Genomic DNA, 20,737 nt, shown 5'->3' on the forward strand with positions numbered 1-20,737 from the left:
GCAGGCAGATGCACTGCTTATGAAAAAAGAACGGCCTGCACAGCAGACCGTTCTTGACCGGAAGATTTGTTTCCACTTCCGGTTTTTCAGCAAAGCACCGGTTTCAACACAGCATTTACTTCTGCAAAGTAACCACGGTATGACGGTGGACGTTAGCCTGGGCTGAAACCACCTGAAAAGTGGCAGCAAAGGATCGGGTGTCCTGCAACGCCTGCGATGAGATAACGAGTATGATCCAAAGTCCTATTGCTTCATTCTCGATGGCGAATTCCTAAACATTTCAACCAGAAGCCTTCACAACGGAGGATGCATCGAGCTTGAGAGATTGACATGCGATCTCAAGCGCCACCTGTTCAAAAGCATGACGTTCTATGTAAGGCTCACCACTTCCCAAGTTGCTGTGTGTTCCTGCTGCATCGAATACACAGAGAAATACACTATCTGTAAAACCCACTTCGAGGGTAATAAACATCGTGAGTTGATTATTGGATGAATTCATGACGGCTAAAACGTAAGGAAATCTGAGAGGCATTTTTGTACCCGCCATGCGCTCGCCGATTGAGGGGACATCTTCCACAAGCAACATTAAATACTGTCCCGCTGTATGGACGCTGACTGGTTCGCTTTGCATTATATCTGGCATGTTTGGTGAGAACTCACCCCCCTGAGATGGACTCTGCACCTCGCCTTGAGTCCATTCTTTAGCCTTTGATAAAAATCGGGAGGCCAGTTCTTTACGTACCAAGCCTTTAGATAACCAGTCATTCTGAACGTATTCAATCTTACCCATCACCTCGTTCGCTCTAGTATCTCCAGCTTTCAACATGCCAGAAAATACTAGGTACGCCACATAAATAGCTCCCTCATACTCGCTGTACTTCTGATTCCATGCGATATCCAGCACATTTACGGTTTTCATTACGCCAGCTTCTTCAAGATCGAAGCCAAATGCAGGCAGCAGGGCAGCCACTTTTCCATTGTATTTTTTTCGCCGATTAAAGAACATGCCTGCACTCCTATTTGCCTAACATTTTGTTCTACGACACCATGTTTTATAACTCAGTCGTGTAAGCATATTTCATCTACAACCCACTTAATCCACTAATTCATTGGAGTTCTTCTGATTACCTCACCTGAACTTATCAGTAAATTATTACGCCATAAGAGCGTCTAACTCGTACAGCCATACGCCGCTATAACGCTCAGGCGGAAACAAAACTTCCTTGTACCCATTACTTCAACAAAGCAACCACAGTATGACGATGAACGTTCGCCTGGGCGGATACCACCTGGAAGGCGGCGGCGAAAGACTGAGAGTTCTGCAACGCTTGCAGCTTGATATCCATGCTCTCAGCAGACTGGCCGGCCATCGCCTTGCCGACTTTCGTGTCCAGATCGGCCTGGAAGTGTCTCAGCTGATCCAGCCCTTTCTGAACCTGTTGCAATCCCTGATTAACATGGCGCATGGTGTGGCGAATTTGCTCACCGTCTGCCAGTTTCAGGGAGATATTTTCAATGCCCTGTGGCTCGGGCTGCACTTTAATGCGATTCGGCTGACCGGCCGGGTAACGGTGGCCCTGTCCGCTGATGGTCACATGCTGGCCTAAGGTCTGAAAATCCGACTGAGAGGTTGAAAAGATCACATCACCGCTTTCGGTGGCCGCCGCGCGCAGACCGAGCGGAATGACCGCTTTGTCTATCTGCTGGGTTAACTGGCGATCGGTTTGCGAGGCATCGAAGGTCAGCAGCGCCGTGCCGCGATCCTGTACGGTCAGGTGCAACTGCTCACTCTGCTGACGCTGGCGTACCAGGTTCAGCCCGTTGACGGTAAAGCTTTGCTTGGGATCGCCTTTGGGCTGAAACTGAAGCTGACTGTCCAGCACCCGTTCACCATCAAACCGGCCGGCATTCAGCGTTTGCTGTATGTGGCTATGGTGGCGCTGAAGCTGGTCCACACGGCCTTGAGTAATCGCGGTCGAACTGCCCAGCATCTGAGTGAGAATTTTTTTCATTCCCTGCAGATCACGGCCCACGCTGACTAGGCTCTGATGCGCAATCTGACCCCGGGTCACTTGCTGCTGGCCCTGTGAGAATAGCTCGCTGGTTGCTGTGTATCCGCCTTTGACGACAGCCGGCCGTTGCGCCGGGGCGGTTTCCTGAACAGCGGAAACAGAGCCACCGGCGGGTGCCGGTGGTGAAATTGTTGCCTTGTCATTTTTCAGCAGTGAAATCGACTGTTGCCGAATCTCTGCAGTAGAGTTCACCATAGTGTTCTCTCTTCCTTATAAGCGATCAAACAATGACAGATCGTTAATCTTGGTAAAGCTGGCCTGTGTTGCCTGAAGTGCCGAGAGATAATTGCTCAAACGTACCGACGCTTCCGCGTAGTCCAGGTTTTTCAGGTCGCCTTCCACCTTATCAACGAACAGTTTGTTATCGGTGTGTCCGTCTGACATCAGATCCAGGTTATTGTGGCGGCCGCCCATGTCGGTCATGGCGCCTAACACGTTGCCGAATGTGGTATCTATGGCAGCCAGAGTGTCATTCACTTCTGTCCTGAAATTGGCCGTCGGTGCCTGAAACTCTGCAATCAGATCATCAATTTTCTGAAAGACAGTGTCACCACCACCTAAATCCAGCAATTCCAGCGCCGTCACGTTAGATTCCATTGTGACCCCTTTGGCGACCGTCACCAGCCGCTTATCGGCATTGCCGTTCAGGGTGTAACCTGCACCGGTATCCGTCAGAGCCGGCGTGTCGGTCTGCGTGCCGGAAAACAGATAGATACCTTCTTCATCCTGCGCATTGAACACGGCCTGTAAGCCCTCTTTCAGGCTTGCCATTTCAGTGATAATGCCCTGACGATCTTCATCTGTCATGGTGCCGTTTGAACCCCATAGCACAAGATCACGTAAACTCTTTAAACTGCTGTTTGCCGTGTCTAAATAAGCTTCCTGACTTGACAGTGTGGTTTTCACGTTGGCGATATTGGCCTGATACTGAGCCAGTGCGCTGCCTTCGCGCCCGAGGTTCAGAAGTTTGATGGAATCAATCGGGTCGTCCGACAGTTTGCTCAGACGGTCACCGGTAGACATCTGCTGCATCACTTCGCCCAAACCTACATTGTTCTTGCTCAGGCTGCTCAGCATCATCTGGCTGAATTGAGTGTCACTGATACGCATAATTATTCCTTAAAACAGAGCCAGTACAGTATCGAACAGGTTATTGGCCGTACTGATCACCTTCATATTTGCCTGATAGGCATTAGCAAAAATCATCAGATTGGCGGCTTCCTCATCGCTGTTCACTGCGCTCAGGTTTTCTTTGACTGAGATGGCTTGTGCATTGAGGTTTTCCGCCGCTTTTGCGTCTGAGGTGACCTGGCGTGCTTTGATCGCCGTATCCCCTACCATGGCGGTGAACGTATCGCTGATGGCGATATTGCCGTAACCGGTAATCGCGAACGTCTGGTTGCTCAGACCAACCAAATCGGTCAGCACATCACTGTTACCCGGAGTACCGTCTGAAGACAGTGCCAGCTCTTCCGGACTTAATCCTGTGATTTTCAGGCTCGAAGACGGACTGGCCGGGTCATAGGTAAACAGCGGCTGACCGGCATTGCCATTCAGATCCTGCCCGGTGGCCAGGGTGTTATTAAAGGCATCGGCAAACGCCACGGCCATTTCGTCCAGCGTCTGACGGAAAGGCAGCAGAGTCTCAACCTGATAATCGGCTATCGCGCCAAGCTCACCGCCGATATCACCGTTAATTGGAAAACGCTGACCGGCAAAATCGATTTCCATCTCGGCCAGATAAGGATCAGACGGATCGGGAATGGCTTTGATCTGAGAGGCCTGATCACCCAGCACCAGCGGTTGACCGGATGCCAGAGTGACCTGCAAACTGCCATCCGGCTGCTTATTGGTTTTGATCGACATCATTTCAGACAGCTGTCCAACCAGTGCATCACGTTCATCAAGCAGCTGAGACGGGTTGCCGTTGGTTGAACTCATTTCAACAATGCGCTTATTCACATCGGCGATATTGACCAGCAGGCTGTTACTCAGCTCGACCGCCGCCGTGCGCTGCTCACTCAGATCTTTGTGCTGAGAATAATAAGACTCAGACAGCGTATTGAAACGGCGCGTCAGGGCGTCTGCTTCACTGATGATTTGCTGACGCAACGGTGTAGACTCAGGTTTCACCGAGGCATCGTTCAGGGCGGCGTATAAGTTGTCCAGACCTTTGGCGATGTTGAAGCTGTCTGCCCCCATCACGTTTTCAAGCTGAGACATATTGCTGAGATAGCGGGAAGAATAGGATGCCTGGCTTTGGGTCGCCCAGGTTTGTCTCACCACAAATTCATCGGATATGCGTCGAATACTGGTGACTTCCACACCATTACCTGCACTGGTGCCCAGCGCGGAACTGGGACCGAGCGCAGCAAACTGCGCCTGCTGACGGCTGTAACCCGGCGTATTCACGTTCGCGACGTTTTGCGCGGTAACATCAAGGCCAGCACGGTTTGCATTCAAACCGGTTAATGCAATGTTGATTATGCTCATTAAGATCCGTGCTCCATTTTCGCATCAATCCTGGTAATTAGCGGCTGCTGAAACGCCATATTACTAATGGCGGTCACTCGTTGAGTCGCCGGAAGCTGTTCTTTATCAAGGGCGACCTGCTCACTGGCGGTGTTAAATTTGCCCGCCTCCGGTGCCAGCGACGGGCTGTTGGCGGCCAGATTGTCACGGCTGAGCGCCGAATCGCTGCTGTCCTGCGGGCTCAGTTGCTTGACCAGCATGTCGGCAATACCGGCACTTTGGCGCTTCGCCATGTCCATCGCCAGCTGGCCGTCATAGAAGTCGCGAAAAACGCCTTGCTCTTTGCTCGAAAACGGGTTGTCTTCCGCTGCCAGTGCATCACTGCTGCTGCGCATCTGGCGCAGCACCATCTGCAGAAACATAGCTTCAAACTGACCGGCCACTTCATGCAGAGCCTGTTTTTTATCAGCCTGAAACTTCAGGTTATTCACTGCACTGTTATCGTGATACAGCATGGCGTTAGCCTGACCATCAATTTTCATTGCCACTCCTTAAATAACCACCAGCTCAGCATTCAGCGCACCCGCTTCATGCAGGGCCTGCAGAATTGACATCAGATCATCCGGCGTCGCGCCCAGGCTGTTCACCGCATCGACAATCGTGCTCAGTTCAGTACCTTCCGGCCAGATATACATAGGTGCTTCGTCCTGATTGATATCGACCAGCGAGTTATTCACCACTTTGGTTTCACCGTCGGCAAAGGCGTTTGGCTGGCTGACAGACTGCATTTCACGAATGGTGACTGTCAGGCTGCCATGACTGACGGCAGCGGCGCTGACTGTCACGTTTTTGCCGACCACCACAGTACCGGTACGGGAGTTGAAGACGACTCGGGCCGGACGACGGCCTTCTTCGACAACCAGCTCTTCCAGCATCGACATAAAAGTCACGCGCTGCTGGGTATCCATAGGGGCCAGCACTTCCACCTTGGCCTTGTTGATAGCCGTTGCCACACCCGAACCGAAGGTGTTATTAACGGCACGGGCAATGTTTTTCGCAGTCGTGAAGCTTGGGGTACGCAGGTTGAGCGTGATATTGGGCTTTTGATTGAAATCAGTCGGGATTTCACGCTCCAGTGTCGCGCCATTTGGAATACGCCCCGTTGTCGGGGTGTTAATGGTCACTTTCGAGCCGCTCAGACCTTCGGCACTGGCGCCACCGACAATCACGTTGCCCTGCGCCACCGCGTAGACTTCGCCGTCCACGCCCCGCAAAGGGGTCAGCAGCAGTGTACCGCCGCGCAAACTTTTGGCATCACCCAGGGATGACACCACAATATTCACTGTCTGACCTTTCCCTGCCATGGGATCGATAAACGCAGTCACACTGACTGACGCCACGTTTTTCAGCTTAGGATCGGTGCCTTCACTGATCTGCACACCAAACTGGCGCAGCATATTGGTGACAGACTGGCTGGTAAATTTCACCTGGTTACGGTCACCCGTACCATCAAGGCCAACAACCAGACCGTAGCCCACCAGTTGGTTACCACGGATGCCTTGCACATCCACTAAATCCATAATAGGCATCGCAATGGAGGCGCTGGCAGAGACAGAGTGAGCTCCCCAAAGCGCCACTGCCATCAACAGCAATAGGGTTTTGAACGATTTCATCAGAACGGCATCCATGGGCTAGTAAAGAATTGAGTCAGCCAGCCGGCTGAGTTGCTGTCAGCCAGTGCTCCGCGGCCGGAATAAGTGATACGCGCATCACCGATACGTTGCGAAGACACCTGATTCAAGCGGTTAATGTCATCGACCCGCACAATCCCTGACAGGCGGATAAATTCATCGCCCTGATTGAGACGCAGCCATTTTTCCCCGCGGATACGCAGCACGCCGTTAGGCAGCACGGCGTTCACCGTCACTGTAATCGCCCCCTTCAGTTTGTTGCCCTGCGAGCTTTGCGATGAACCATCAAAGCCGCGGCTGGCATCCACACTGGCCGATAAATTATCGGCGGTGTAGCTGCCAAATACCGGCGCACTGATGCCAACTTCAGAGTCTTTGGAAAACTGGGTATTGGCTTTTTTGCTCGACTGGGTTTCTTCGTCCAGGACTATGGTGAGAATGTCACCAACCCGGTAAGCACGGCGATCCTGAAACAAAGTCATCATGTAGTTGTTGCGATAAAGACTGCCGTCAGACGCTTCCGGCAAAGAGTAATCCAGTACCGGTGGCGCGAAGGCTTCATCATCGGGTTCGGGTGCAGAGAATTCAGGGCGCATGGTGCACCCTGTCATTAACACCATGAGAAATGGAATCAGCCACTTCATAGGATTTCCTTTCGGTGTAAGCATTAAACTGACTGCGCGACAAACTTCAGCATGTCATCCGCCGCTGAGACGACTTTGGCGTTCATTTCGTACGCGCGCTGCGTGGTGATCATATCGACCATCTCTTCCACCACCTGCACGTTAGAGCCTTCCAGCGCCCCCTGTTTGATGCTGCCTGCACCGTCCAGGCCCGGCACCAGTTCATCCGGCTGGCCGCTGGCTTCTGTTTCGCGATACAGGTTGCCGCCCAGCGCTTCCAGACCGGCCGGGTTTGCGAATTGCGCCAGAGTGATCTGACCCAGCTCCTGCGGCTGCGGATCACCGGCCACCTGCGCAGACACTGTGCCGTCAACACCGATGCTGATCCGGGTTGCCGCATTCGGGATCTCAATTTGAGGGATCAGTGGCAAACCCTGAGTATTGACAATCAAGCCTTCCGAGTTGACATGAAACTGGCCGTTGCGGCTGTACATGACTTCACCGTCAGAGTTTTCAATCTGGAAAAAACCGCCACCCATGATGGCCATATCCAAGTCCTGGCTGGTGTTCTGTGAATTGCCCTGGGTAAACACTTTTTGTGTGCCGACGACGCGCACACCGCTACCCAGCTGCACACCTGTCGGCAGCTCGTTGACCTGATCGACCGGCGCGCCCGGCTGACGCTGAATGGTGTAAAAAAGGTCTTCAAACACAACGCGATCGCGTTTAAAACCGACTGTGTTAACGTTTGCCAGGTTGTTCGAGATGGCGGTCATCTTGGTGTCTTGCGCCGCCATACCCGTTTTGCTGACCCATAATGCAGAATGCATGTAATCTCTCCTTCTTATTAGCCGTTACGCAGCAGACGGTTACCAGCCTGAGCGAGTTTTTCTGCGGTTTTCATCATCCGCACCTGCATTTCGAAATTACGCGTCAGCGACATTACGCTGACCAGTTCTTCAATCGCGGAAACGTTACTGCCTTCCAGGTGTTCCGGCGCCAGACGCACTGTGGCATCCGCGGCGAAATCATTGCCGTTACGGGCCTGGAACAAGCCATCGTTCATTTTCTGAACATCGGCAATATTCGGATTGACCAGTTTTAGCTGACCCACTTCCAGCTCCGCTCCACCGCCCGGCGGAATGACAGTCACCATGCCGGTTTCGCTGATTTCAATGCTCTGGTTAGGCGGAATAACGATAGGCTCGCCTTCTGCCATCACAGGGAAACCGTTGACTGTCAGGTTGCCCTGCTGATCAATTTTCAGGTTACCGGCCCGGGTGTACGACTCGCCGCCATCCGGGCTTTGTACTGTCAGAAAACCATCGCCATTAATGGCGATATCGAGTTTGCGACCGGTTTTCACCATGTCACCGGCATCAAACCGGGTCGAGGCCGAGTTCGTCACCACCATAGTGCTGCCGTCAAAACCGCGGCCCTGAACGGCATAACTTTTGGCTCTTTCCATGTCGGCCCGAAAACCTGTGGTATCGGCATTCGACAGGTTGTTCGAGCGCACCTGCTGTGCGCTCAGTACCCGACTTGCTCCACTGGTTGCTGTGTATAACAAGCTATCCATCAACTAACCCTTAAATCGCGTTGAACAGCGCTTGGGTCAGCTGCTCTGTGGTCGAGATGGTTTTGGCGTTCGCCTGATAGTTACGCTGTGCTGTCATCAGGTTGACCAGTTCGCTGGTCAGATCCACGTTAGAGCCTTCCAGTGCCCCCGGCGTCAGGCTGCCCAGGATACCGCTGCCAGGCTGACCGGTGATCGGCGCACCAGAGCCAAAGCTTTGCTGCCAGCCAGTGTTACTGACTTTGACCAGGGCTTGCGGGTTAGCAAAATCGGCCAGCATGACCTGTCCCTGCAGCAGCGACTGACCATTGGTATAAGTGGCGTATACCATGCCGTTATCTTCCACGCGCACGCCTGTCAGCTCACCGGATGAATACCCGTTCGGGTTATTGGTGCTGGTGCCGAAATCGGCGCCGAACTGCGTAGTACCCAGCAGGTCGATATCCACACTCATAGGGTCAGCACCGGCAGGGTTAAAGGCAATATTGAAAGGTGCCGCCGGTGTGGCCAGCGTACCGTCAGTATTGAACGTTGCTGCCTGTGGCGCACCCGGCGCAGCACCGTCAACAGAGACATGAATATCCCAGGCATTGGCACCGGTTTTCACGAAATACTGGGTCATGGTGTGCGGATTGCCCAGCGAGTCATACACCTTAGTAGTGTAAGAGGAGTTATAGGTATCGTGGTCAGTCATATCGAATGGTGCTACCGCAGGCGTATTGACGCGTGAGTCGAAGTTCGCCACGAAATCCACACGGTCAGTGGCTTTGGCAGCCAGCGACGCCGTTTTGATTTGCAGATCACCCACAGCGCCCGATTGCAGATTGTTATTACCGTCAACGGTATAACCTTGCAGCTTCATGCCGGTGTTACTGACAATGTTGTTGTCTTTATCTGTGTTGAACACGCCAGAGCGGGTATAAACAACCTGACCGCTGGTGTCTTTGGTGACGAAAAAGCCGTTACCGCCAATAGCCAGATCCAGTGAACGGCCCGTGCCGCTTACCGAGCCGTTTTTATCAAAGTTCTGAGAGATGGCAGCCACTTCCACCCCACCGGCCTGAATACCGTTGTAGACGGAAGAGAACTCAGTACGGGACTCTTTAAAACCTGTGGTCGATACGTTTGCAATGTTGTTACTGATGGTATTGAGCTGTGTATTGGTGGCTCCCAGGCCACTCAGCGCGATATCAAAACTCATAATATCCTCGTTATCTTGTATGAAAATCAGCTGCCGAACTGGCTAATCTGGTAGAAAGGAACGCTGCCGACACCGGCAACATTGACCAGGGCAGAGCCCCCGTTACTTGGCACACGTACTTGTTCAACCTGACCGGCCAGCAGCACATTGGGCTCGGTCTGACCGGACTGGACTTCCACAGACACTGTGTAATTACCTTCAGGCAGTTCCAGCGCTTCCGGGTCGATGGTGAAATCCACATCGCCGGCACCGTGTGCGCCCAGCGGTACTTTGGTCACACGGCCATAGTCATCTTCCAGCAGCAAATTGACCTGGTTAGACGCGTGCGCCAGTTCAATCTTGCCGCTCTGGGTGCCTTCACCCAGGGTCATTTCATTGGTGCTGACATACACTGTCTGTCCCACTAAACCCGCCGTTGCCAGTACCTGCATGTTGTCCATCAAAACCATGCTGTTCTGCATCATCTTGGACATATTCTCGGTACTCTGAACCTGAGAGAACTGCGCCAGCTGACCGACATATTCTGTGCCGTCAAGCGGGTTGAGCGGATCCTGATTCTGGATCTGAGCCACCATCAGGGTCAGGAACTCGTTCTGCAGTCCATCGGCGCTGTTATCACTGGCACGGTTTGCCTGAACACCGGTATTACCGCTTGTGGTTGCCGGGCTATCTCCGGACAAGGCGGTGTATTGTGCTAAGCTCATCGGCTACCCTCCCCCAGACGCAACAGACCCTGCTGCATACTTTTCACATTGGCCAGCACTTCGACATTGGTTTCGTAACTGCGGGTGGCGGACATCATGTCTGCCATTTCCGCCACAACATCGATGCCCGGATAGAAAACATAGCCTTCATCGTTCGCCAGCGGGTTATTCGGTTCGAAACGTTTATCCACTTTGCCGTCATGCTGAACCACATCGACAATGCGCACTTCCGCATTCGGGTACACATCTTTATCGGCAGATAATTGTGTCTGGCTGTACACAGTGGCAAACACAGGTTTCAGCGCTTTGTAAGCATCATTAGGATTGCTGGCTACTGCATCGGCATTGGCCAGATTACTGGCTACCGTATTCAGACGGACGGTTTGCGCCGTCATTGCAGAACCAGCGATTGAGTAGATGTCCGTAAAAGCCATAGTGATTAACGACCCTCAATTGCTTTGGCCAGTCCGCTGAACTTCATGTTCATAAAGGTCAGACTGGTTTGAAAATCCATGTTGTTCTGGGCAAACTTGGCTTGTTCCACGCCCAGCTCAACGGTGTTACCGGTTTTGCTGTTCTGGTACGGCACCCGGTATTTCGCGCTCACATCCAATTGCGGTGGGGGTGTATCCACTCGTGAGCTTGTGTTTTTCATCACGCTTTCAAACGCCAGGTCTCTGGCGAGATATCCAGGGGTATCGACATTTGCTAAGTTGCTTGCCAATACTTTGCTGCGCTGTACCCTGAAATTAAGCGCATCAGGATGGACACCCAGCGCATTTTCAAAACTGATCGCCATTGTTTTTCCTTTAAATCGGTCACGCTTGCACCATGACTACTAACAAGAAACATGCCAATATTTTATGTATTATTTTTCAATGAGTTACAAAGAGGAAGGGAAGCGGAACTTCCGCCCTTTCACACATAAGCGGAAATCAGGAAACAGGAAAACCGGCAACACTCTCGCGCTGTGGGCAGCGATATTAATGCTCCCGGCTGTCGCCCTGGCTGACAGCGGCAACAAACAGAATGCGTCTGAACTGGTGGCCTGGACTCAGACTCAGATAGAGCAGGAAATCGCCAGTTATGCGTCAAGACAACAATGGCCGGACTATCACACTGAGATCAGTATTAATGTGCCGGCTTCCGTTGATCACCTGCCGGCCTGTGATACTGCGCTGTATATCAGTGCCGCTGATCAGCAAAGCCTGCCGGTAGGCTATCTGCGCCGTCAGCTTGAATGCCAGTCCGGCCCCCAGCCATGGAAACTGAACATTACGGCGCAGGTCAGTATCCGGCTGCCAGTGATCGTCTCAGCAACACACATCAGGCGGGATACCAGGCTGTCGGCAACCATGCTCAAATCCCAGACCTTAACGCTGAGCCGCAGTGAAGCGTTTGCGACACGGCCTGAACAGCTCATTGGCCAGCGAACACTCAGGCGGATCCGCAGCGGCCAGATCATCAACCCACTGCAGCTCCAGCCGCTGTGGCTGGTCGAGGAAGGTGACGCTGTTATCATAGTGGCCAGCAAAAATGGCCTGGAGGCCAGTATGAAAGGAGAAGCCTTACAAAGTGGTGTTAAAGGTGAGCAGGTTTCTGTCCGCAATATCAGTTCAGGAAAGGTCATTCAGGCTTTAGTGGTGGAGCGTGGAAAAGTTGAAACTATTTTTTAATTTCCGCCCGGAAGCGGTCGCTCTTCCTCTTTAGCAGATACTTAAATTCAAGCGGTAGAAAAAGCGAGCAGGATAACTTCATGAAAATTGACAAAGTAATTAATTCTCAGGTGGCGTCGTCAACACAGCGTCCGTCCAGCCCGGCCCAAGTGGAAACCGCAGGTAAGTCGAAAGGTCTGGAGCCAGTGATCAGCGCCAGCAACCAGATCATTTCACAGGCGCAGGAAAAGCTGGCCGACTTACCGGACATTGATATGGAAAAAGTGAATGCGGTGAAGCAGGCACTGGCAAAAGGCGATCTCAAACTGGATATTGATACCCTGTCCAGCGCGATTCTGGAATTCCACACCGGACACGAATGAGGCCAGACATGAGCAAGCAGCAGATAGTGAAAGCACTGATTCAGGGGATCCGTCACGACCTCCAGGCTTACCAGCAACTCGGTCAACTGCTGTTACGGCAGCAAGCCAGTTATCTGCAATTTAACGGCACCACGTTAACCGAACTGGTAAAAAAGCAGGAACACTTGCTTGCTCAGCTGCAACGCAGCGCCTCACAGCGCAGGCAATTATTACAACAGCTCGGACTGTCTGCCGATAAGCAAGGTATGACAACACTGATGAAAAAACTACCGTCACCACTGAACACTCAGGTTCGCCAGAGCTGGCAGCAACTGGAGAACCACATCCAGTCCTGCCAGAAAACCAATCAGGTGAACGGTAATCTGTCCGCCTCTTACGGTGAATTGCTGATGCAGATTAAAGGCGAACCCGCCTATGGCACGGCATTAATGCAGAGCTGATATGATGATAGCCCGCAAAACCGGCTCCTGCTTTTGGGCTGGTTTCTGTTGTTGGTTCACACTGATTATCCTGCCGGGTTTCGCATTGGCCAACCCGGCTTCTTCGTCTTTTTCGCTCAGTGCCGATGCCTTACAGGCTCAGGTCGACAAATTACTGCCCCACCGCCAGCTGATTCAGCGGCACCTGCTGCGCAATAAAGAGACACTGCTTGATATTGAGCAGGCGCTGCGTGACAAACAGCTCCCGGCCAACCTGGCGCTACTGCCCATGATTGAATCCACGTTCAGGGTGGATGCGGTCTCGTCAGCCAATGCAGCCGGCCTGTGGCAACTGATACCAGCCACTGCCGAGCGGTTCGGATTGCAGGTACAAGCCGACAACGACGAGCGCTTTGATGTCCAAAAGAGCACTCAGGCCGCCGTCGCTTACCTGTCATTTCTGTACAACAAGTTCGATCAGGACCTTACGCTGACCCTGGCTGCCTACAATGCCGGCGAAGGCAGAGTCGGCCGGGCCATGAAAAAAGCCAACAGCCGCCAGTTCACGGCGCTGTCATTACCGAAGGAAACCCGCGACTATGTGCACAAATTTCATGCACTGCTTTCGGTTGTGGATCTGGACTCACTGACCCGGAAGACAAGCGCAAAAGACCCCCTTCTCCGGCTGACTGTCAGCCGCCCGCCCACCGATATGGAAACCCGGATACTGACTGATCTGTTTGCCAAGCGGGAGGTGATTAACATGGCTCCTGTCAAACCACTGATACCTTTATAAATATTGATACTCGCACATCCGTGAACGGTTCCTATACTGAAGATTGATATTTCTATTAATGAGCACTCCCTGTCGGTTCTCACCAACAGGCCGATGAAGAAGTAGAAGGACACGTTATGACGGACACGATTCAGGCTTGTCTGCTGGGAACCCTATGCCTGCTGATGATCTCAGGGTGCGATCGCGACAATGCGCAAGACAAGGCATTGATAAAGGCGCTGGAAAATAAAGTCGAGATGCTCGAACAGCAGATGGAAGAACAGCCGGTTCAGAACCTCCTGAGTCAGGATTCGCAACGTGTCGAAGAGCTTGAAAAAGAAGTCAATACACTCAGAAGCCGGCTGAGCAAACAGATCAGCTTTTCCCCGACCTTAGAGCGCATCACAGCAAAAGGTTACCTCGAATGCGGAGTCAGTACCGGACTGCCCGGATTCTCCATGCCCAATCAGAAAGGCGAATGGTATGGCCTGGATGTGGAGTTCTGCCAGGCGGTCGCCGCTGCAACCCTGGGTGATAAAAGCAAAGTAAAATTTATCCCGCTCAATGCCCGTGAGCGCTTTGCGGCACTGCAAAAAGGCGAGATAGACATACTGTCGCGCAATACCACCTGGACCTTGCAGCGCGACACGGCGCTCGAACTGCATTTTGCCGGTATCCTGTATTTCGATGGCCAGGGCTTTATGGTGAAAAAATCCCTCAACGCCAACAGAGCGGAAGATTTGTCCGGCGCCACCATTTGCGTTCAGTCCGGCACCACCACCGAGCTGAACCTGGAGGACTATTTCAAACTCAATAACCTGATGTACACCCTGGTGCCGTTTGATACCGCGCAGGAAACTATCATGGGCTTTGAAGAAGGCCGTTGCGATGTGCTGACCGCCGATCAGTCCGGACTTTACGGCTTAAGGCTGAATCTGAAAAACGCCGAAGACGCGATTATTTTACCGGATATCATTTCCAAAGAGCCGCTGGGACCTGTGGTCCGTCAGGGGGACGACCAGTGGTACAACATAGTGAAATGGACACTGAATGCCATGATCAATGCCGAAGAGCTGGGGATCAGCTCACAAAATATTGATGAAATGAAAAGCAGTAAAATTCCTGAAATACGCCGGTTTCTTGGCCTGGACGGCCCGCAGGGAAAAAGCCTGGGGCTTGAACCGGACTGGGCCTATCAAATCATCAAACAAGTGGGTAATTACGGCGAAAGCTTTGATCGCACTGTCGGCATCCAGTCTCCGCTTCATATACAGCGGGCACAAAACAGTCTCTGGACACAGGGAGGTTTGCATTATGCGCCCCCGATACGTTAGTCTTGCCTGAATCAGACAGGCTAAATCGTCAGATTTACACACTGTTACATCTTTGATCATAGGTATTGGCACTGTCTCCAGTATATTTAAGCCAATAGTTTCGACGATTTTTTTCAATTTCGGTTCAAAGTTTCAATTACTTACTATTGAAAATTACCGGCGTTGCCGCCATATATGGCATAGTAGATTTCAACACTAACCCTGAGGGGAAGCATTTATGAACGATCGTATTGTCCGTAGTAATGGCTACGAAGGCGTACTGTCAACGAACAAGGTTCTGCGCAACACTTATTTCCTGTTATCCCTGACCTTACTGTGGTCAGCCGTGGTAGCCGGTGTGTCAATGGCCATGAACCTGCCACATCCGGGTTTCATTATCACTCTGGTTGGCTTTTACGGTTTACTGTTCCTGACAGAAAAGAACCGTGACAGCGGCCTGGGGCTGGTCTTTACCTTCCTGCTGACGGGGTTCATGGGTTACACCCTTGGCCCGATTCTTAACATGTATGTGGGCGCAGGTATGGGACATGTGATCATGCCGGCACTGGGCGGTACTGCACTGACCTTCATGGCCTGTTCTGCTTATGCTCTGACCACTAAGCGTGACCTGTCATTCTTAAGCGGCATGCTGCTGGCCGGCTTTATTGCTATCGTGGTTGCTGTGATTGCAAACATCTTCCTGCAAATGCCAATGCTGTCTCTGGTGATCAGCGGAATGTTTGTGCTCTTCTCTTCTGCAGCAATCCTGCTGACTACCCAGTCGATTGTTCGCGGCGGTGAGACAAACTACATCTCTGCAACCGTGACTCTGTATGTGTCTATTTACAACCTGTTCCTGAGCCTGCTGCAAATTCTGGGCATCATGGGCAGCGACGATTAATCTCGTCCATTACCTACAAAGTCAAAAGCGCCCTCCGGGGCGCTTTTTGTTTTTCTGTGATGCGATAAATGGCCTTCAGTAAGCAGGTAATAGTGCGCAGAACACTTGCGAAGGACGAGCGATATCACTATCCTTGCCGGGTTAATCACTGTGAGACCGACCATGCTTGAATTTGACGGAAATGTCATCGATACCGACGCCCAGGGATATTTAAAGAATGTCAGCGACTGGACACCAGAAATAGTACCGTTACTGGCGCAAGATGAAGGCGTTGAACTCACTGACGCCCACTGGGAAGTGGTGACTTTTGTTCGCGAATTCTATCTGGAATTTAATACCTCGCCCGCTATCCGCATGCTGGTGAAGGCAATGGCAAAAAAATACGGTGAAGAAAAAGGCAGTTCCAAGTATCTGTTCAAACTCTTTCCCAAAGGGCCGGCTAAACAAGCCACCAAACTGGCGGGTTTACCTAAACCGGCAAAATGCTTGTGATCCTATAGCCGGGGCAACGCAACCTCGGCTAAATAATTTCAAATCCGTCAATCGCACGCCATTCAAGATCATCCCTGCTTAAACTGTCCACCCGGGATGTACGGGGACCACTGGCCAGCCAGTCCACCAGTTGTTCGACTTTTTCGGCTTTACCGCACGCCAACACTTCGACGCTGCCGTCGGGTAAATTCTTCGCATAACCACTCACACCGATTTTCAATCCTTCATGCGCTGTATGAAAACGAAACCCCACCCCCTGAACTTGACCAGTCACTCTGACCAAGACACAAATTTGTGACATATATCACCTCAAGATTAGTCCTATTTAAAAGATAAAATATTAGTATTCACTTACGCCACACCACTCCTCTTTATTCAGGATGACAAAATGAAAGAAGTTGCATTTCGATGGATTGACAAATACCTCATTCACCTCAGGCTGCAGGAGAAGTTCTACCTCTTGTTCTTGTTGCCGCTTATCGGAATGATCGCTGTAAGTGCAATTTTAGCTGATGCTGGGGAAAAGCAGTATCAATCACTTATCGCACAAAAGTTACAGGCTTCAGCTAAGTTACTGTCCGAACTCAATATTGCTCAGGCTGATGCGGCTCGATTGCTAAGTGGCTCAGAAGTCACCATTGGACGTGGGATCGATGCAGTATCCGTGGCGGGGATGAACTACAGCCTGGTATCCACTGAGTCATCGGGCCTGTTTGACTACCTCACAGGCTTTCAGATTGGATTAGGTTTCTTTGTGGTATTCATGGCCTGTGCCATGGTGTATTACATCATGACCTTCATTGGCGGTGCGATGTTCACCACACACAAAGCACTGTCGACTCTGGCTGATGGCGACCTGACGCAGCGCCTGAACTTTTTTAAAGTCCGGGATGAATTCAGCACCATTGCCATCACTATCGACAAAGTCGCAGAACGCGAACAGCAACTGGTGCTGGCCACGCAGGAGGCCACCGCACTGATGCAGCAAATCAGCAGCGAGCTTCGTCAGCGCTCAATGCAAACTGAAAACCTCTCGACCGACCAGCAAGCACACCTGGACTCGCTGGCGAGTGCCACAGAAGAGATGGCCTCTTCAATCCGTGAAGTGGCCGCCCATGCGCACGACACCTCAACACAGACCCGGGAAGCCCAGGACGTAACTGAACAGGGTCGCATCCAGGTCAGCAGTACCAAGCAGGCCATCAATCAGCTGACTCGCGAAATTCATCAGGCTGCTGAAGCCGTTAATGCTCTCGACAGTAATGCCGCAAAAATTGACGCTGTGGTCACCACCATCAATGCCATTTCAGAGCAGACTAACCTGCTGGCATTGAACGCGGCTATTGAAGCAGCCCGCGCCGGTGAACAGGGCCGCGGTTTTGCCGTGGTCGCGGACGAAGTGCGCACCCTGGCAGGCCGGACACAAACCGCGACCGTCGAAATCCAGCAAATGATTGAGTCACTGCAAAAAAACAGCCAGACCCTGATGGCCGTTATGCAGAGCACAGTCACCAACGCCGGTGAGAGTGAAACCCTGATGGGCTCAGTTGACCAGCAAATCACCCTGATATCGGAGCGTAATCAGCATATTTCAGATCGCAGCACGGAAATTGCGGCTGCCGCGGAGCAGCAAGGTTCGGTCGCAGACGGCATTGCCAGCAGCGTTGAGCAGGTGCGGGAGCAATCGCGCCAGGTCAAGCAAGTGATTGCCCACACGGCCAGTGATATTGAACGCTTGAATCAACAGGCGCAGCAACTGGAAATTCTGATGAATGGCGTGAAAGCCTGATACCTGGCTGTCTGAAATTACTTCTTCGTTCCTCCCCTAGGGGGAGAGACATAAATGCCTTTTGGTTCCTCCCCCTTTTCAAGGGGGAGGCTAGGAGGGGGTTATCTGGCTACCCCGACGATTTCAACACTCACCGCAATCGCTGTATCAACCCCACCCTAACCCTCCCCTTCATGAAGGGAGGGAATCTACATGCCTCTTGGTTCCTCCCCTTTTCAAGGGAAACCTCACTATTGCTGAAATGCCCGGACTTGCGGTTGATTTTCCTCACACCGAACAAGATAATACGCCTCCATTCTTTACAGCTTCTGGTCCTAACATGACAGCTTCTATCTATTTGGTGAAAGGTCGCGATAAATCACTGCGCCGCCGCCATCCTTGGGTTTTTTCACGTGGTATTCAACGTGTCGAAGGAAAACCGGAACTGGGCGACACCGTTGATGTGTTTGACCACAAAGGTGAATGGCTCGCCCGTGGTGCCTATTCTCCTCAGTCTCAGATCCGTGTCCGTGTCTGGACCTTTGAGCAAAACGATACCATTGATACCGCGTTCTTTATCAAGCGTCTGAACGCCGCTCAGGGATTGCGGGACATTCTGGCTGAACGTGACGGACTGACAGGTTATCGCCTGATCGCTGCTGAGTCAGACGGACTGCCGGGTATTACTATCGACCGATACCAGGATTTCCTGGTGTGTCAGTTGCTCAGTGCTGGCGCAGAAGCACAGAAAGACAATCTGATTGAAGCACTCAAAACCTGCTACCCGGAGTGCAGCATCTATGAGCGCTCTGATGTATCGGTACGTAAAAAAGAAGGCCTGAAGCCTCGCACCGGCGTGTTGCATGGCGAGACCCCGCCGGCGATTGTCACCATTGAAGAAAACGGCATTAAAATTCACGTCGATATCGTTGGCGGCCACAAAACCGGCTTCTATCTGGATCAGCGAGACAGCCGCCAGGCAGCCATCAAGTACGTGAAAGGCAAACGGGTGCTGAACTGTTTCTGCTATACCGGCGGTTTCGGCTTGTATGCACTCAAAGGCGGTGCCGACAAAGTCATCAACGTTGACGTTTCTCAGCCGGCGCTGGATACCGCCAGACTCAATGCCGAGATCAACGGCCTGCCCACAGAAAACGCGGAATTCGTTAATGCCGATGTGTTTAAACTGCTGCGCGAGTACCGTGAACGTGGTGAGCTGTTTGATGTGGTGATCATGGACCCGCCAAAGTTTGCTGAATCCAAAGCACAACTGGTGGGCGCCTGCCGGGGTTACAAAGACATTAATATGCTGGCGATGCAGATTCTGAAACCGGGCGGCACGCTGCTGACGTATTCCTGCTCTGGTCTGATGGACAGCAACCTGTTCCAGAAAATTGTTGCTGATGCGGCGCTGGATGCCAAACGTGAAGTGCAGTTTATTGAGCGGTTCAGCCAGGCGGCGGATCACCCGCTCGACTCTGCGTATCCGGAAGGTTTCTACCTCAAAGGTTTTGCCTGCTACGTGAAGTAACAGTTGTCGTCATCGAGCAATACCCAAACGACTTGGAGTCGCAGGTAGACGGCAAGTAAATGAATCCCCATGAGCATAGTTAACTATGTGATTGGGGTGAATGCACGCAGCCAACACCGCTGCGGCTTCAAGTAGGACGGGTATTAGGCAAAAAAAAGGTTTTTCTCTGACTCGATGGAGATAGTATCGAGGCAGGAAAAACCCAAACCGGAACAAAAGTAGCTAATGTAAGTTGTTAGCCAAGAGAGTGTTGAATCGGTAAATTGTGATTAACCGCCTGCCGTCATATTAACGGAATCAATTCCAGGCCCAGCACGCAGCTGATTCCGGTTACCACAAACAGTGATGTCTTAAATACTGATTTTGACCACTGTACATAGGTGTCCTCGCTCAGAGGACGGAAAGTGACGATGCACCACCACAGGCACACACCTGACGTCACCAGTAAATATTCATAACCGCTGAAACCTAAGCCAAACATCGCCAGCGCCACAAGGGTAAACGCAGCCACATAGGCCATCATATGACGGCGGGCTTTGTGAATACCTTCAACCACAGGCAACACAGGTATCTCAGCATTCTTGTAGTCCTGCATGCGGAACATCGCAATCGCGTAGGAATGCGGCATTTGCCACAGGCAGAACATAGTAAACAGCAGCATGGCTTCCAGGCTGATGTAGTTGGTCACCGCCAGATACCCCACCAGTGGCGGGACGGCGCCTGACACACTGCCCACTAACGTGCCGTACACCGAATGTCGCTTGTACCACATGGTGTAAAAAAAGACGTAAAAAACAAACCCCAGCAGCACAACGACCGCTGAAAGCGGATTGGCTTTCTGATACAGCACAGCAGTACCTGACAGCAGCAATACAACCGCGTACACAAAAGCGGCGTCTGCATTGATTGCCCCTTTAGCCAGTAAACGGCTTTGGGTACGGGACATCTTCTGATCAATATCCCGGTCAAAAATATTGTTGATCACGCAACCGGAAGCGATCACAAGAGCAACACCCAGCAATGTGTAAATAAGGAGGGGCCCGTTCAGCCCCTCCGTCTTAGCGGCCAGAAAATATCCGGCCAGCACAGAGATGAGGTTACCGATGATGATCCCAGGTTTGGTAATGGAAATGTATCCTTTGATCATTATCGTCATCCGAA

General features: G+C 52.0%; 24 protein-coding genes. 9 read left to right on the forward strand and 15 right to left on the reverse strand.

Features of this window, described 5'->3' with window-relative positions; all coding sequences use genetic code 11:
* Positions 1–280: 280 nt before the first annotated feature.
* The 13 genes from H511_RS0111250 to flgB form a co-directional block, all read right to left on the reverse strand.
* Positions 281–1,006 (reverse strand): hypothetical protein, encoded by a 726-nt coding sequence (locus H511_RS0111250; RefSeq protein ID WP_027252382.1) that lies wholly within the window; start codon positions 1,004–1,006, stop codon positions 281–283.
* Positions 1,007–1,232: 226 nt separating this feature from the next.
* Positions 1,233–2,267 (reverse strand): hypothetical protein, encoded by a 1,035-nt coding sequence (locus tag H511_RS0111255; protein WP_027252383.1) that lies wholly within the window; start codon positions 2,265–2,267, stop codon positions 1,233–1,235.
* Positions 2,268–2,282: 15 nt separating this feature from the next.
* Positions 2,283–3,182, reverse strand: a complete 900-nt coding sequence (gene flgL / locus H511_RS0111260; protein ID WP_027252384.1) for a flagellar hook-associated protein FlgL — start codon at positions 3,180–3,182, stop codon at positions 2,283–2,285.
* Positions 3,183–3,191: 9 nt separating this feature from the next.
* Entirely contained in the window at positions 3,192–4,565 is a 1,374-nt protein-coding gene (gene flgK, locus H511_RS0111265; RefSeq protein WP_027252385.1) for a flagellar hook-associated protein FlgK, read from the reverse strand.
* On the reverse strand, positions 4,565–5,086 hold the full coding sequence (locus H511_RS0111270) for a rod-binding protein (protein WP_027252386.1): 522 nt from the start codon (positions 5,084–5,086) through the stop codon (positions 4,565–4,567). The genes flgK and H511_RS0111270 overlap by 1 nt, the downstream gene beginning before the upstream one ends.
* Before the next feature lie 9 nt (positions 5,087–5,095).
* Positions 5,096–6,187, reverse strand: a complete 1,092-nt coding sequence (locus H511_RS0111275; RefSeq protein ID WP_027252387.1) for a flagellar basal body P-ring protein FlgI — start codon at positions 6,185–6,187, stop codon at positions 5,096–5,098.
* Positions 6,188–6,216: 29 nt separating this feature from the next.
* Positions 6,217–6,879, reverse strand: a complete 663-nt coding sequence (flgH, locus tag H511_RS0111280; protein WP_027252388.1) for a flagellar basal body L-ring protein FlgH — start codon at positions 6,877–6,879, stop codon at positions 6,217–6,219.
* A gap of 23 nt (positions 6,880–6,902) precedes the next feature.
* Positions 6,903–7,688, reverse strand: a complete 786-nt coding sequence (gene flgG, locus H511_RS0111285; protein WP_027252389.1) for a flagellar basal-body rod protein FlgG — start codon at positions 7,686–7,688, stop codon at positions 6,903–6,905.
* Positions 7,689–7,705: 17 nt separating this feature from the next.
* Positions 7,706–8,437, reverse strand: a complete 732-nt coding sequence (gene flgF, locus H511_RS0111290; RefSeq protein WP_027252390.1) for a flagellar basal-body rod protein FlgF — start codon at positions 8,435–8,437, stop codon at positions 7,706–7,708.
* 10 nt (positions 8,438–8,447) lie between these two features.
* Positions 8,448–9,635: a flagellar hook protein FlgE gene (gene flgE, locus H511_RS0111295; protein ID WP_027252391.1), complete on the reverse strand. Its 1,188-nt coding sequence runs from the start codon at positions 9,633–9,635 to the stop codon at positions 8,448–8,450.
* A gap of 26 nt (positions 9,636–9,661) precedes the next feature.
* Positions 9,662–10,339: a flagellar hook assembly protein FlgD gene (gene flgD / locus H511_RS0111300; protein ID WP_027252392.1), complete on the reverse strand. Its 678-nt coding sequence runs from the start codon at positions 10,337–10,339 to the stop codon at positions 9,662–9,664.
* Positions 10,336–10,773, reverse strand: a complete 438-nt coding sequence (gene flgC / locus H511_RS0111305) for a flagellar basal body rod protein FlgC (RefSeq protein WP_027252393.1) — start codon at positions 10,771–10,773, stop codon at positions 10,336–10,338. The genes flgD and flgC overlap by 4 nt, the downstream gene beginning before the upstream one ends.
* 5 nt (positions 10,774–10,778) lie before the next feature.
* Positions 10,779–11,138 carry a flagellar basal body rod protein FlgB gene (gene flgB / locus H511_RS0111310; protein ID WP_027252394.1) on the reverse strand — a complete coding sequence of 120 codons (360 nt, stop codon included), beginning with the start codon at positions 11,136–11,138 and terminating at the stop codon, positions 10,779–10,781.
* A gap of 187 nt (positions 11,139–11,325) precedes the next feature.
* On the opposite strand from flgB, the gene flgA reads away from it, so the two are divergent.
* The 7 genes from flgA (at position 11,326) to H511_RS0111345 (ending at position 16,277) form a co-directional block, all read left to right on the forward strand.
* Entirely contained in the window at positions 11,326–12,015 is a 690-nt protein-coding gene (flgA, locus tag H511_RS0111315) for a flagellar basal body P-ring formation chaperone FlgA (protein WP_161445482.1), read from the forward strand.
* 80 nt (positions 12,016–12,095) lie between these two features.
* Complete coding sequence (flgM, locus tag H511_RS0111320) at positions 12,096–12,377, forward strand: flagellar biosynthesis anti-sigma factor FlgM (protein ID WP_027252396.1); 282 nt, start codon at positions 12,096–12,098, stop codon at positions 12,375–12,377.
* An 8-nt stretch (positions 12,378–12,385) separates the two neighbouring features.
* Complete coding sequence (flgN, locus tag H511_RS0111325; RefSeq protein ID WP_036759484.1) at positions 12,386–12,817, forward strand: flagellar export chaperone FlgN; 432 nt, start codon at positions 12,386–12,388, stop codon at positions 12,815–12,817.
* Between the two features lies 1 nt (position 12,818).
* On the forward strand, positions 12,819–13,592 hold the full coding sequence (locus H511_RS0111330; protein WP_248616586.1) for a lytic transglycosylase domain-containing protein: 774 nt from the start codon (positions 12,819–12,821) through the stop codon (positions 13,590–13,592).
* A gap of 116 nt (positions 13,593–13,708) precedes the next feature.
* Entirely contained in the window at positions 13,709–14,905 is a 1,197-nt protein-coding gene (locus H511_RS0111335) for an amino acid ABC transporter substrate-binding protein (RefSeq protein ID WP_081669257.1), read from the forward strand.
* 217 nt (positions 14,906–15,122) lie between these two features.
* Positions 15,123–15,785 carry a Bax inhibitor-1/YccA family protein gene (locus H511_RS0111340; protein ID WP_027252400.1) on the forward strand — a complete coding sequence of 221 codons (663 nt, stop codon included), beginning with the start codon at positions 15,123–15,125 and terminating at the stop codon, positions 15,783–15,785.
* 162 nt (positions 15,786–15,947) lie between these two features.
* Entirely contained in the window at positions 15,948–16,277 is a 330-nt protein-coding gene (locus tag H511_RS0111345) for a TusE/DsrC/DsvC family sulfur relay protein (RefSeq protein ID WP_027252401.1), read from the forward strand.
* A 28-nt stretch (positions 16,278–16,305) separates the two neighbouring features.
* Here H511_RS0111345 and yccX read toward each other — a convergent pair whose 3' ends face one another.
* Positions 16,306–16,578: an acylphosphatase gene (yccX, locus tag H511_RS0111350; RefSeq protein ID WP_027252402.1), complete on the reverse strand. Its 273-nt coding sequence runs from the start codon at positions 16,576–16,578 to the stop codon at positions 16,306–16,308.
* Between the two features lie 87 nt (positions 16,579–16,665).
* Between yccX and H511_RS0111355 the strand changes: the two genes are divergently transcribed.
* Together H511_RS0111355 and H511_RS0111360 are read left to right on the forward strand one after the other, a co-directional pair.
* Positions 16,666–18,066: a methyl-accepting chemotaxis protein gene (locus H511_RS0111355; RefSeq protein WP_027252403.1), complete on the forward strand. Its 1,401-nt coding sequence runs from the start codon at positions 16,666–16,668 to the stop codon at positions 18,064–18,066.
* Between the two features lie 319 nt (positions 18,067–18,385).
* Positions 18,386–19,576 (forward strand): class I SAM-dependent methyltransferase, encoded by a 1,191-nt coding sequence (locus H511_RS0111360; protein WP_027252404.1) that lies wholly within the window; start codon positions 18,386–18,388, stop codon positions 19,574–19,576.
* A gap of 283 nt (positions 19,577–19,859) precedes the next feature.
* Here the strand turns inward: H511_RS0111360 and cyoE are convergent, their stop codons facing one another.
* Positions 19,860–20,723 (reverse strand): heme o synthase, encoded by an 864-nt coding sequence (cyoE, locus tag H511_RS0111365; protein ID WP_027252405.1) that lies wholly within the window; start codon positions 20,721–20,723, stop codon positions 19,860–19,862.
* Positions 20,724–20,737 lie beyond the last annotated feature (14 nt).

This window comes from Photobacterium halotolerans DSM 18316 (genome assembly GCF_000425165.1).
GTDB classification, from domain to species: Bacteria; Pseudomonadota; Gammaproteobacteria; order Enterobacterales; family Vibrionaceae; genus Photobacterium; species Photobacterium halotolerans.